At 61.8% G+C, this 12,575-nt stretch carries 9 protein-coding genes and 2 pseudogenes; 6 read left to right on the forward strand and 5 right to left on the reverse strand.

The genetic code is table 11. The features are described from left to right. Nucleotides 1-303: 303 nt before the first annotated feature. Complete coding sequence (locus tag B3F77_RS17970) at nt 304-1,839, reverse strand: CoA-acylating methylmalonate-semialdehyde dehydrogenase (protein WP_293606280.1); 1,536 nt, start codon at nt 1,837-1,839, stop codon at nt 304-306. A gap of 118 nt (nt 1,840-1,957) precedes the next feature. On the opposite strand from B3F77_RS17970, the gene B3F77_RS17975 reads away from it, so the two are divergent. Next, on the forward strand, nt 1,958-2,956 hold the full coding sequence (locus B3F77_RS17975) for a LysR family transcriptional regulator (RefSeq protein WP_293606281.1): 999 nt from the start codon (nt 1,958-1,960) through the stop codon (nt 2,954-2,956). A gap of 34 nt (nt 2,957-2,990) precedes the next feature. Beyond that, nucleotides 2,991-3,512 carry an NUDIX hydrolase gene (locus B3F77_RS17980; protein ID WP_293606282.1) on the forward strand — a complete coding sequence of 174 codons (522 nt, stop codon included), beginning with the start codon at nt 2,991-2,993 and terminating at the stop codon, nt 3,510-3,512. Nucleotides 3,513-3,546: 34 nt separating this feature from the next. On the opposite strand, the pseudogene B3F77_RS17985 reads toward B3F77_RS17980, so the two are convergent. Further along, a pseudogene (locus tag B3F77_RS17985) lies at nt 3,547-3,771 on the reverse strand (LysR family transcriptional regulator); the annotation flags it as partial. Between the two features lie 52 nt (nt 3,772-3,823). On the opposite strand from B3F77_RS17985, the gene mnmA reads away from it, so the two are divergent. Then, nucleotides 3,824-5,029, forward strand: coding sequence for a tRNA 2-thiouridine(34) synthase MnmA (mnmA, locus tag B3F77_RS17990; RefSeq protein ID WP_293606283.1), 1,206 nt, complete (start codon nt 3,824-3,826; stop codon nt 5,027-5,029). Nucleotides 5,030-5,124: 95 nt separating this feature from the next. On the opposite strand, the gene B3F77_RS17995 is transcribed toward mnmA, so the two are convergent. The 3 genes from B3F77_RS17995 to B3F77_RS18005 all read right to left on the reverse strand — a co-directional run bounded on the left by B3F77_RS17995 (nt 5,125) and on the right by B3F77_RS18005 (nt 8,549). Next, complete coding sequence (locus tag B3F77_RS17995; protein WP_293606284.1) at nt 5,125-6,558, reverse strand: MipA/OmpV family protein; 1,434 nt, start codon at nt 6,556-6,558, stop codon at nt 5,125-5,127. 208 nt (nt 6,559-6,766) lie between these two features. Beyond that, nucleotides 6,767-7,264: a single-stranded DNA-binding protein gene (ssb, locus tag B3F77_RS18000; protein ID WP_293606285.1), complete on the reverse strand. Its 498-nt coding sequence runs from the start codon at nt 7,262-7,264 to the stop codon at nt 6,767-6,769. A gap of 49 nt (nt 7,265-7,313) precedes the next feature. Then, on the reverse strand, nt 7,314-8,549 hold the full coding sequence (locus B3F77_RS18005) for an MFS transporter (protein WP_293606286.1): 1,236 nt from the start codon (nt 8,547-8,549) through the stop codon (nt 7,314-7,316). A gap of 174 nt (nt 8,550-8,723) precedes the next feature. On the opposite strand from B3F77_RS18005, the gene B3F77_RS18010 reads away from it, so the two are divergent. From B3F77_RS18010 to B3F77_RS18020, 3 genes and pseudogenes are all read left to right on the forward strand, one after another. Next, on the forward strand, nt 8,724-9,389 hold the full coding sequence (locus tag B3F77_RS18010) for a carbonic anhydrase (protein ID WP_293606287.1): 666 nt from the start codon (nt 8,724-8,726) through the stop codon (nt 9,387-9,389). 127 nt (nt 9,390-9,516) lie between these two features. After that, nucleotides 9,517-10,686 carry a PQQ-binding-like beta-propeller repeat protein gene (locus B3F77_RS18015; RefSeq protein ID WP_293606288.1) on the forward strand — a complete coding sequence of 390 codons (1,170 nt, stop codon included), beginning with the start codon at nt 9,517-9,519 and terminating at the stop codon, nt 10,684-10,686. A 186-nt stretch (nt 10,687-10,872) separates the two neighbouring features. After that, nucleotides 10,873-12,575 (forward strand): annotated as a pseudogene (locus tag B3F77_RS18020) (excinuclease ABC subunit UvrA); the annotation flags it as partial.

Genomic DNA, 12,575 nt, shown 5'->3' on the forward strand with positions numbered 1-12,575 from the left:
CAGGCAACCATGACGTGGGTCAACAAAATAGCAATCACCCATCATCAGGCATGAACACACGGCGAAAACCCAAGGTCACTGCAGTGGCGCTCATGGAGAAGGATGGCCGTTTCCTGGCGTGAACCCTGAGCGCTATTGATTCAATAGCTACAAGCTAATTATTTATGGGTGCTACAGCCATATTTGACATGCCTATTGACGGCAAGACCAGCTGGCAGGCGGCCATCGTCCCACCCAAAAAATAGCCCCATGCGCCGACAGGGCGGCGCATGGGGCTATCGGGAAATACCGGCTATTGACCAGCTACTTCGCGGTTGGCATCACAAACTCGGCGCCCTTGCCAATGCTCTCGGGCCAGCGCTGCATGATGGACTTCTGCTTGGTGTAAAAGCGCACGCCTTCTTCGCCGTAGGCGTGCATGTCGCCAAACAGGCTTTTCTTCCAGCCGCCAAAGCCGTGCCAGGCCATGGGCACCGGAATCGGCACGTTGATGCCCACCATGCCGACCTGAATGCGACGGCTGAACTCGCGCGCCACATTGCCGTCACGGGTATAGCAGCTCACGCCGTTGCCAAACTCGTGGGCGTTGACCAGATTCACCGCTTCGGCAAAATCTTTCACGCGCACGCAGCCCAGCACCGGGCCAAAAATTTCTTCCTTGTAGATGCGCATGTCCGGGGTCACATGGTCAAACAGCGTGCCGCCCATCCAGAAGCCCTGCTCGCAGCCCTTGCCGGCGCTGGCGCCTGTAAACCCGCGGCCATCAACCAGCAGCTTGGCGCCTTCTTTCACGCCCTGGGCTATGTAGCCGGTAATGCGCTTGTGAGCGGCGGCGGTCACGATGGGGCCCATTTCGGCATCAAGCTCTTCGCCGTTTTTGATGACCAGCGCTTGGGCGCGGGCTTGCAGCATGGGAATGAGTTTGTCGGCCACATTGCCCACCAGCACGGCCACCGAGATCGCCATGCAGCGCTCGCCGGCCGAGCCGTAACCTGCGCCAATCAGGGCGTCCACGGCCTGGTTCAGATCAGCGTCGGGCATGACCACCATGTGGTTCTTGGCGCCGCCCAGCGCCTGCACGCGTTTGCCGTGGTGCGCGCCTGTTTCGTAGATGTAGTTGGCGATCGGTGTGGAGCCGACGAAGGACACGGCCTTCACGTCCGGGTGCACCAGCAAGGCATCGACCGCCTCCTTGTCGCCCTGCACGACATTGAAGACACCGTCGGGCAAGCCCGCCTGCGTGAGCAGCTCGGCCATGAACAGGCTGGCGCTGGGATCGATCGGGCTGGGCTTGAGCACAAAGCTGTTGCCAGCGGCAATGGCCACCGGGAACATCCACATCGGCACCATCACGGGAAAGTTGAAGGGCGTGATGCCGGCCACCACACCCAAGGGCTGGCGCAGCGTCCAGTTGTCAATGCCGGTGCTGACCTGATCGGTGAAGTCGCCCTTGAGCAGCTGCGGAATGCCGCAGGCGAACTCCACAATGTCGATGCCGCGCGCGACTTCGCCCTGGGCATCGGTGAACACCTTGCCGTGCTCGGCGGTGATCATGTGGGCCAGCTTGTCTTTGTTTTTATTAAGGAGTTCCAGGAATTTGAACATCACGCGGGCGCGGCGGATGGGCGGTGTGTCGGCCCAGGCCGGGAAGGCAGCTTGCGCAGCGGCGACTGCGGCGTCCACGTCCGCTGAACCGGCCAGCGCGACATGGCCCGAGACGGCGCCCGTTGCGGGGTTGAAGACTTCCTGGCTGCGCCCGGACGTGGGCAGACTGGCGCGTCCGTTCAGGTAGTGGCCGATCGTGGCTTGTGGGGTCGTTGCTGCAGGCGATAAAGACATCTGGGATCCTTTTGGACGTGAATGAGTGACTTTTGAAGTCTATGGCTCCCGCCCCCATTTGATAATCCCCCGTTTACTGATTACATTGTTCATATTTCTGAACAATGAAAAACTTTCCATGTCCTCTGACCAGTTGTCGCCGCTCGTAGCCGACCTTCACCTGTTGACGGTCCTGGCCGCTACCCGCAGCTTTACCGAGGCGGCGCGCCGCCTGGGGGTTTCCAAAGCCTCGGCCAGCATGCGCATCAGCGAACTGGAGCGCGCCGCTGGCGTCTTGCTGGTGCGCCGAACCACCCGCTCCGTCGGCCTGACAGAGGCCGGCCAGCAACTCGTCAATGAAATGCAGCCGGCGTTCGAGCGGATCAGCGAGAGCTATACCGCGGTCAAGGACCTCGTCGGCGCGCCGCGCGGGCTGATCCGGGTGACCGCGCCGGTCGCGCTGGGACGGCAGCACCTGGCGCCTTGCGTGGCCGCATTCCTGCAGCGCTTCCCCGACATTCACATCGAGCTGGAACTGACCGACCGCTTCGTGAATCTGGCCAACGAAGGCTTCGATCTGGCCATCCGGCACACCAATGCGCCGCCCGAGACCCATGTGGCCTGGGTGCTGTGTGAAACGCGCTCCATCCTGCTGGCCAGCCCGCAGTACCTGGCGCGGCGCGGCGTGCCTTCGCACCCTTCCGATCTGGCTGCGCACGACTGCCTGCTGTACCTGGGCGGCAGCCATTCTGGCAGTTGGACGTTTGTGCGTCATGCTGTACGTAGTTCGAAACGAAAATCCGCTGACAAGGCCGGTGAGCGGGTGGGTGTAAACATCACCGGCTCGCTCAAGGCAAACAACAGCGAGGTGCTGCGCGACGCCCTGGTGGCCGGGCTGGGCATCGGCCTGCTGCCGGACTTCAGCGTGCCGTCCGGCGCCAGTGGGCAAGCGCAGCGCCAGCCCTTGGTCGAGGTCTTGCCCGACTGGCAGGTGCAGGGATTTTTTGGCGAGCACATTTACGCCCTGCGCCCCTGGTCAGCGCAAGTCCCCAAGGCCGTTCAGTGTTTTGTTGAGCATTTGCGCCACAGCTTTGCCCACGGGTTCAGCCCCGCGCTGAAAAGCCAGCCTGCCAGGTAAGACCAGCGTCACAAACGGCACGGATAATCTCGCCATGAAAAAACGATGGAAACCCAACGCCACGGTCGCTGCGGTGATTGAGCGCACTGTCGACGGCGTCCAGAAATTCCTGCTGGTCGAAGAGGAAACTCGGGACGGCCTGAGGCTCAACAATCCCGCTGGCCACCTCGACCCTGGCGAAAGCCCGCTGCAAGGTTGCATGCGGGAAACACTGGAAGAGACCGCCTTTCACTTCACCCCCACGGCACTGGTGGGCGTCTACCTCTCGCGCTTTGAGCGGGCCGTGCCGGGGGAAGACACACTGACAGACATCACCTACCTGCGCTTTGCGTTTTGCGGTGAGCTGGGCGAGCACGTCGCTGGGCAGCCCCTGGACGAAGGCATTGTGCGCACCGTGTGGCTGACCGCCGATGAAATAAGAGCATGCACTCACTTGCATCGCAGCCCCTTGCTGCTAAGGTGCATGGAAGACTACCTGGCAGGGCAGCGCCATCCACTGAGCCTGATCACGATCGATGAAAGCGTCTACCGGGGCGGCAGCGCGACGCCGGCTTGAGCGCACGGGTGCAAGGCACAAAACCTAAATCAGCGGCATGGCGCAAGGTGAGCTGGGCCTCGCGGAAAAAGGCCAGCCCAGCCTCGGTTGGCATCGCGCCCTTGCTGGTGCGCTGCAGCAGACGAGTGGACAGCTCGCTCTCAAGCCGGCTGATCTGCTGGCTCAGGTCCGACTGCACCAGGTCCAGATCCAGCGCCGCACGGCCCATGCTGCCAAGCTCGACAGCACGAACGCAGTAACGCATCTGGCGCAGTTCCATGGAATACCTGTCAGAAAAATGGATTCGACTTGGCTGGGATAATCTCACACCTATGGAAAAGCAACAAAGCAGGCAACGGATAGTGGTCGGTTTGAGCGGCGGCGTGGACTCTGCGGTGACGGCCTGGCTGCTTAAACAGCAGGGTCACGAAGTGATCGGCATCTTCATGAAAAACTGGGAAGATGATGACCGCCCCGCCGGGTCGGGTGACGACGACACCGCTTACTGCACGTCCAACATCGACTTCGTCGATGCGGCGGCCGTGGCTGACGTGATTGGCATCGAGATCGAGCATGTCAACTTTGCGGCCGACTACAAGGACCGTGTGTTCGCCGAATTCCTGCGCGAATACCAGGCCGGCCGCACGCCCAACCCCGACATTCTGTGCAATGCTGAAATCAAGTTCAAGGCGTTTTTAGACCACGCCATGCGGCTGGGCGCCGACAAAATCGCCACGGGCCACTATGCCCGGGTCCGCAAAAACGACGCGAGCGGCCTGTACGAGCTGCTCAAAGGCCTGGATCCGGCCAAAGACCAAAGCTACTTTTTGCACCGCCTGAACCAGGCGCAACTGTCAAAAACGCTGTTCCCGGTCGGCGAACTGCTCAAGACCGAAGTGCGGCGCATCGCCGACGAAATCGGCCTGCCAAACGCGAAGAAAAAGGACTCCACCGGCATCTGCTTTATTGGCGAGCGGCCCTTCCGTGAGTTTTTGAACCGCTACATCGCCAAGGCACCCGGCCCCATCAGGAACGACAAGGGCCGCATTCTGGGCGAACATGTGGGCCTGAGTTTTTACACGCTGGGCCAGCGCCAGGGCTTGGGAATAGGCGGCGTGAAAGCCAGGGGCGCGGAACTCAAGGCCGCGCAGGCCCGAGGCCAGCGCGGCGTGGGCGAGCACGAGCCGTGGTTTGTGGCCCGCAAAGATTTGGAGACCAACACCTTGTGGGTAGTGCAGGGCCATGATCACCCGTGGCTGCAGTCCACCATTCTGAGCGCCCAGGACTGCAGCTGGGTGGCTGGCGCCGCGCCAGTGCCAGGCGCGATGGCCGCCAAAACCCGTTACCGGCAAGCGGATGCGGCCTGCGAACTGCGCATGGCAACAGCCACAGACTGCGAATTGGCGTTTTCACAGCCCCAGTGGGCTGTCACGCCGGGGCAATCAGCGGTGCTTTACCAAGGCGATGTCTGCCTGGGTGGCGGCGTGATCGCCAGCAGCAATGTACAGAACCTGCCCGGCAAGTCCATTTCCGCCTGAAAGGGCATTATTTTTGACAAAATAAGGCTATAACCCAATAAATACGGACATTAGCAGCTACTTTATTTATAGCGCAAAAGCCCCTCGTCACCTCCTCAAAACGCTGACTCGACGTAGGAATAGATGTAGTTGGAGCCGCCATAGACGTTACCCAGCAGGCGCGACGATCTAAAAATGCCGGAACGGTGCGAGACGCCGAAACCGATATAGGTTTCTTTCAGGGCCCGCGAACCCAGAATGTCGCCCAGGCTCACGTCAAGGGTCGGGTCCAGGTATTGCAACAGGCGCGAACCCAGTTCCCCATTGGCGGCCTGGCTGGATGCCTCGATGTAGGGAACCCGCTGGGCCAGGGAAACACCCGCACCCAGGCCTAGCCGTGTCTTGACCCGGTCGCTCCAGGGGAACCCGAAATAGAAGGCTTTCATGAACAGATCCAGTTGCATGCCGTTGGACTGCAGTCCCTGGTCGTTGTGGTAGGTCAGGCCCATGTAGCCGACCACCTCAACCGGCCAGCCGTTGAGGTTCTGGATAAAGGGCCTGCCCACTTGAACGCCCGCAATGCTGGTCGGATTGACGGTGGCCGTCGAGAGGCATTGCGCCGTGATGATCTTCAGCAGGTGGCAACCGTCTGCGGTTGCTTTTCCGTAGAGCAGCTTGAAGTAGGTGGGCGAGCTTTCTTTCGCCCACTCACGCTCATGGCCGCCGAAGTCATAGACCGCGCCCACATAAACACCGGGCAGCACGCTCTTTTGCACGATCGGACTGTTTTTAACCTTGCTGTCCAGCACGGTGGCGGACACGCCGCCCAGCAGGCGCCAGCGCTGTGTCAGGTCGTATGAACCGTACAGGCCTAGCGTGGCGTTGACGCCGGCACCGGGCGCATAGGCCGGACGATCGGGTGTGGCTTCGCTGGCTTGCACGCCATAGTAATAGTTGTTGAGCTTGGCATCGCGCACGGCCACGGTCAGGCTGGGGCGCAGCGTCCAGGGGCCGGACCGCCATTCACGGGTGTAGCCCAGGCGAAGCTCGTTGCCCCTGGAGGTATCTCCTATATCGTGCAACAGCTCTGCCTGCAAGCTTCCCCAGGGCTGGCGGTAACGGTAGGACAGCCCCAGATCAATGCCGGAATCGCGCGTGGCCATTCCCGCGAGGCTGGCGGGCATGCGAGTGGCCGGAAAGCCCTCCAGGCGTCGCTCCACAAGCAGGTCCAGCCGCTGCTCGCTGCTGTCGAGCAGCTTCACGCCCACCCGGTTGGCATGCAGAAAAAGTCGTTGCCCTTCATAAAGATACAGCGGCAATATGTCGTAGCGGGTGCCCGCATCCCGATAGGGCGATAGCTCAAGGCTCGTGACAAAGCCCAGCCCCGCGCTGCTTGGCTCAGACAGAATATCCGTGAGAGGCTCGATGTTGCCGTTCGCGCTGGCCGGCGTCATGGCGGACAAGCCAGCGGCCAACAAGGCGGCAGCTGCAAAGGAGCGGAAAGGAAATGGGCGAAAAATAAAGGAACAGTGGGATAGCAAGCTTTTCATCATTGATTACTTTTTTGAAGACTGGTTATAAACGCCCCTGATTCACCCGTTTTTACACTGCTGCGCTTCGTACTTTAATTCACGAACAAATAAGGCATTAGCCTATATGGACCGGGCGCTTCCAGCTATTAACTTAATAGCACTTTAGCATTAAAAAAGCCCGCTTGAAGTGGGCTTTTCCGATAGGGTCATTGCCTGAGCTGCGGCCTCAGAATGGAATATCGTCATCCATGTCGTCAAAACCGCTGGCGGCTTTGGAGGGCGCTGGCGCTGGCCGTGGCGCGGCGGCGGGTCCGCGGGCTGCCGGCGCGGCGGCTTGTCGTGGGGCCTCATAAGCACCGCCATCGTCGCTACCGGGGCCGCCCATGCCCTGGCGGCTGCCGAGCATCTGCATCTGATCGGCGCGGATTTCGGTGGTGTATTTTTCCTGACCGCTCTGGTCGGTCCATTTGCGCGTGCGCAGGCTGCCTTCCACATAGACCTGCGAGCCCTTGCGCAGGTACTGGCCGACAATTTCAGCCAGGCGCCCGTTGAACACCACGCGGTGCCATTCGGTATGTTCCTTCGCTTCTCCGGTCTGCTTGTCCTTCCACTTGTCAGTGGTGGCGATGGTGACATTGGCCACCTGGTCGCCACTGGGAAAGCTGCGCATTTCGGGGTCTTTCCCCAAGTTGCCGACGATGATGACTTTGTTGATAGATGCCATGACTTGTTCTCCTGGGCTGATCTTAAGAGCTGATCTCTAAAGCTTATTTTTAGAGTTTAACTGGCTGGCCTGCCAGCGGGTCGCCGCCAGAAACGGCTGGCAACGCATGGCGCCCCGGTGCCTTCATGGGCCAGGCGACCAGCAGCCACAATAGCATCAGGCCGCCGCACACCACGAAAAGCCCCTCGGCCCCGTGCGCTTTGACAATCCAGCCGCCGATCGCGCCACCGGCAAAAAATCCCAGCGACTGCAAGGTGTTGTACACACCGAGCGCCGCACCGCGCGCATGCGCCGGTGCCACGCGCGAAACCAAGCTGGGCTGGCTGGCCTCCAGCACATTGAAGCCGCAAAAAAACAGGAACAGCAAGGTGCCGAGCAGGCCCAGACCGTACACTGGCGAGGCCGTGTGTGACGCGGCCCAGAGCAGTCCCAGCTGCACCAGGAAAACAAGGCCCACGGCCCCCAGAAACACGGCACGCAGGTAGCCCCGCTTTTCAAGGGGAAAGAGCGTCATTCCCATCACCACCAGCGAGGCCAGCACGGCTGGCAGGTAGACCTGCCAGTGCAAGGTTTTGTCCAGCCCGGCGCCGACCAGCAGCGCGGGAATGGCCATCCACATGGCCAGCTGCACCGCGTGCAGCACAAACACCCCAAAGTTCAGCCGCAACAGGGCAGCATTTTTCAACACCTCCCGCACATTGCCGCGCGGCTGGTTGGCATGGACCAGCGGCTCGGGCGGCACCCACCACGCAATGACGGCAATGCCGGCCAGGGCCAGCGAGCCCGTCAGGGCAAAAATGCCGTGCAGCCCGATATAGCCGACCAGCAGCGGCGCCACCACCAGCGAGAGGGCAAACATCAAGGCAATGCTGCCGCCGACCAGCGCCATCGCCTTGGTTCGCACCACATCACGCGTGGAATCCGCCAGCAGCGCGGTGACTGCGGCAGAAATGGCGCCTGCGCCTTGCAACGAACGGCCGACAATGAGCCAGTTCAGGTCGGGCGCCCAGGCGGCGACAAAGCTGCCGAGCGCAAACATCAGCAGCCCGGCAATAATCACACGCTTGCGGCCCCACCAGTCCGAAGCGATGCCAAACGGGATTTGCAGGAAACCCTGGGTCAGCCCGTAAATACCCATGGCCAGACCGATACGGGCGGGGTCGTCGCCGCCCGGGTATCTGGCGGCTTCCAGGGCAAACACGGGCAGCACCAGAAACAAGCCCAGCATGCGCAAGGCAAAAATCGACGCCAGGGAAGCGCTGGCGCGCCGCTCCAGCGGGGTCATGGCAGTCGACGGGACAGGGATGGGAGCGGAGGCAGCTGATAGGGACACAGGCAAAAACCGCCAGCGGCGGGTGAGGTCAATCGATTGAGAAGACCTGATTGTCACTTATTTGGCGGCTGAGCGTGGTCAGCACCCGGTTGCGACCGCCTACGCCATATGGCATCATCACGCTTTATGAAGCGCCTTTTTTTGACCGGACTGCTGCTGGCCTGCACGGCGGCCTCAGCCGCCCTTTGCGAAAGTGGCAAGCGCCAGTCGCCCATCGACATCCTGGCCACGTCCAGGCAAACCCTGGCGCCGCTTGAATTCGACTACCACCCCGCAGCGCTGAAGATTGCCAACGACGGCCACACGCTGCGGGTGCGCTTTGACAAGGGCAGCACCCTGCGCATCGGCAAGGAGCGGTTCGCGCTGCAGCAGTTCCACTTTCACACCCCCGGTGGCGACAAGATTGGCGGTGAGGAATTCCCGATGGCCGCCCACTTGCTGCACAAAAGCCCGTCCGGGCAATTGCTGGCGGTTGTTGTGCTGTTTCGCATCGGTGCCGAAAACCCGCTGCTGAATACACTGTTGCCGCTGATTCCGGCGCACGCCGACGGCGACCACAAGCACCCAGACATCAGCCTTGACGCCAGCAGCCTGCTGCCGTCGGCCCGCGGCTACTACCGTTATCCCGGCTCGCTGACCGCTGCGCCCTGCACCGAGGGCGTGGACTGGATCGTGCTGAAACAGCCACTGACACTCTCACCGGCGCAGCTGGCGCGCTGGCGCCAGCACTATGCCGACAATATGCGCTCGGTGCAGCCGCTGCATCAGCGCGTCGTGCTGGAAAGCCGGTAAGCTGGCAATGTAGAAGTGGCCACAGAACCGCGCACTCTTGCGTCTAGTCAAGGGGCGCATCCGGCTGATGCGAAACAATGACGCTTTTGCCACCTCGGCATCCCACCCGTGTTCCAAGGAATCCGACATGCACCGCCCCTTACCTTCACGCCTTGCCCGCCTCGTGCGCCCCACCTTGGGAGCCGTGCTCGCACTGCCACTCCTCGTCGGCCTGGTTTCACCGGTCGCAGCCCAGACGAGCAAAACGGTCAAACCGGCCGGTGTGGAGGTCAAGGTCACGCCCGAGATGACCGGCGCCGGCATCGTCTCCAGCGGCGTCACACTGCCGCCTATCCCGCCAGTCACCGGCAGCCGTACCCAGCGGGTGCCGTCCTGGGGCAAGCCGCTGCCCTACCCGATCGTGATTGCCGACCGGCGCAACAACCGCCTGATCGAGATCGCACCGGACAAAAGCATCATCTGGGAATTCCCCTCTCCCAGCCTGAGCGTCTACCGAGGCAACGAAGACGTCAACTTCTCGATCGACGGCAAGCGTCTGGCGATCAGCGAGGAGGACAACTTTGACATCCATATCGTCGATTACGAAAAGCGCGCGCTGACCTGGACCTATGGCACGCCTGACACGCGCGGCAGCGGCCCGAACTTGCTGAACTACCCTGACGATGCGCACCTGCTGGCCGACGGCCAGGTCATCACCGCCGACATCCGCAACTGCCGCATCCTGATCATCGACCCGAAAGACAACAAGGTCACGACCCAGTGGGGCACGCCGGGCAAGTGCAAGCACAACCCGCCCAGCCAACTGGCTTACCCCAACGGGGCCACGCCGATGGCCAACGGCGACCTGTTGGTCACCGAGATCAGTGGTCCCTGGATCTCGCGCATCACGCGCGAAGGCAAGGTGCTGTGGAGCGTCAAGGCACCCAACGTCCGCTACCCGTCGGACGCCTTTCCCACGGTGGACGGCAAACAGGTCATCGTGGCCGACTTCTGGAAACCCGGCCGGGTGGTGATTTTCGACCCGGCCACGCGCAAAGTCACCTGGGAATACTTCGTCAAGGAAGGCGAAGGCATGCTCGATCACTCCTCGATTGCGCGTGAACTGCCCGATACCGGCGACATCCTGGTGGTGGACGACCTGCATGACCGCGTCATCGTGATCGACCGCAAGACCAAGGCCATCATCTGGCAGTATGGCGAACTCAACAAAAAGGGCTACACCCCCGGCCTGCTGAACTACCCCGACGGCGTGGACCTGGACGTGTTTCGCGACTGGAAGGCGGCGCGGCGCAAGTAGGCCCCATCGCCGCCCGGCAAGGCCGGCCTAAAGCCCGCGTACAAGGGCAAGACTGGGGGGCGCCAAACCGGATCGGCGATCTTTGACTATCATTGTGGGTTTCCCCGAACCCACGCCGCTTTGACCACTTCCCCCGACGCCAGCCTCCCCGCAGCCCCCCCAGACGGCAAGTACCTTGCCCATGCGCTGCAACTTCAGCGCATCAGCATTCGCGGTGCTCGTACCCACAACCTGAAGAATATTGACCTCGATATTCCGCGCAACCAGCTGGTGGTCATCACCGGCCTGAGCGGCTCGGGCAAGTCGTCGCTCGCCTTTGACACGCTGTATGCCGAAGGCCAGCGCCGCTATGTGGAAAGCCTGTCCACCTACGCGCGGCAGTTTTTGCAGCTGATGGACAAGCCCGACGTGGACTTGATCGAGGGCCTCTCGCCGGCCATTTCCATCGAGCAGAAAGCGACCTCGCACAACCCGCGCTCCACCGTGGGCACGGTGACCGAAATTCACGACTACCTGCGCCTGCTGTTTGCCCGCGCCGGCACGCCTTTTTGCCCCGAGCATGATTTGCCGCTGCAGGCGCAAAGCGTCAGCGAGATGGTCGATACCGTGCTGGCCCTGCCGGAAGACACCCGGCTGATGATCCTGGCGCCCGTGGCGCGGGAGCGCAAGGGCGAGTTTGTTGATCTTTTTGAGGAGATGCAGGCTCAGGGCTATGTCCGTTTTCGCGTCGATGGCGCGACCTATGAATTTGATGCGCTGCCCAAGCTCAAAAAGACCGAAAAACACAACCTTGACGTGGTGATCGACCGCATCAAGGTGCGCGCCGACACGGACAAGCAGCCTGAGCCCGAGGCAGGTACGGCGGCAGGAACGGCGCCGCCGCCCGCGTTGCGCCAGCGCCTGGCTGAAAGCTTTGAAGCGGCGCTGCGGCTGGCGGACGGCCGCGCCATTGCGCTGGAGATGGAAGCCGGCAAGGAGCACCTCTTCAGCGCCAAATTTTCCTGCCCGGTCTGCAGCTACTCGCTCAGCGAGATGGAGCCGCGCCTGTTTTCCTTCAATTCGCCCGTGGGGGCCTGCCCCAGTTGCGACGGCCTGGGACATCGCGAATTTTTCGACCCGACACGGGTGGTGGCGTTTCCAGGCCTCAGCCTGGCCAGCGGCGCCGTCAAGGGCTGGGACCGGCGCAATGCTTACTACTTCTCCATGCTGGAAAGCCTGGCCAGCCACTACAAGTTTGACATCGACACGGCCTTTGAAGACCTGCCCGTCAACGTGCAACAGGTGGTGCTGCATGGCTCGGGTGACGAAGACATCAAATTCAGCTACGTCATGGATTCGGGCAGCTCTGCCGGTAAAAAAGTGGGCAAGAAGCACCCGTTTGAAGGGGTGATTACCAACTTTGAGCGACGCTACCGCGAGACCGACTCCGCCGTCGTACGTGAAGATCTCGCGCGCTACCGCAGCGTGCAAGCCTGCCCCGACTGCGCGGGCACACGCCTGCGCCAGGAAGCACGTCATGTGTATCTGGTGGGCACAAGTGAAGGCCATGACGGCGGTCACGGCGCCAGCAACCGCAAGGCCATTTACGAGATCAGCCGCGCCACCTTGCGCGAAAGTTTCAACTACTTCAGCACCCTGAAGATGGAAGGCGCCAAGGCCGAAATCGCCGGCAAGGTGGTGCGCGAGATCGGCCTGCGCCTGAAATTCCTCAACGACGTAGGCCTGAATTACCTGAGCCTGGACCGCAGCGCCGAAACGCTGTCGGGTGGCGAGTCGCAGCGCATCCGGCTGGCCTCGCAAATCGGCTCGGGCCTGACCGGCGTGATGTATGTGCTCGATGAACCCAGCATTGGCCTGCACCAGCGCGACAACGACCGCCTGATCGGCAC

The sequence above is a fragment of the Polaromonas sp. UBA4122 genome (genome assembly GCA_002381615.1).
In the GTDB taxonomy this organism is placed as follows: Bacteria; Pseudomonadota; Gammaproteobacteria; order Burkholderiales; family Burkholderiaceae_C; genus Polaromonas.

Bases quoted from the DNA above. Each gene is read 5' to 3' on its own strand.
- B3F77_RS17975 (WP_293606281.1), top strand. From the start codon at position 1,958: ATGTCCTCTGACCAGTTGTCGCCGCTCGTAGCCGACCTTCACCTGTTG.
- B3F77_RS17980 (WP_293606282.1), top strand. From the start codon at position 2,991: ATGAAAAAACGATGGAAACCCAACGCCACGGTCGCTGCGGTGATTGAG.
- mnmA (WP_293606283.1), top strand. From the start codon at position 3,824: ATGGAAAAGCAACAAAGCAGGCAACGGATAGTGGTCGGTTTGAGCGGC.
- B3F77_RS17970 (WP_293606280.1), bottom strand. From the start codon at position 1,839: ATGTCTTTATCGCCTGCAGCAACGACCCCACAAGCCACGATCGGCCAC.
- ssb (WP_293606285.1), bottom strand. From the start codon at position 7,264: ATGGCATCTATCAACAAAGTCATCATCGTCGGCAACTTGGGGAAAGAC.
- B3F77_RS17995 (WP_293606284.1), bottom strand. From the start codon at position 6,558: ATGAAAAGCTTGCTATCCCACTGTTCCTTTATTTTTCGCCCATTTCCT.
- B3F77_RS18010 (WP_293606287.1), top strand. From the start codon at position 8,724: ATGAAGCGCCTTTTTTTGACCGGACTGCTGCTGGCCTGCACGGCGGCC.
- B3F77_RS18015 (WP_293606288.1), top strand. From the start codon at position 9,517: ATGCACCGCCCCTTACCTTCACGCCTTGCCCGCCTCGTGCGCCCCACC.
- B3F77_RS18005 (WP_293606286.1), bottom strand. From the start codon at position 8,549: ATGACCCCGCTGGAGCGGCGCGCCAGCGCTTCCCTGGCGTCGATTTTT.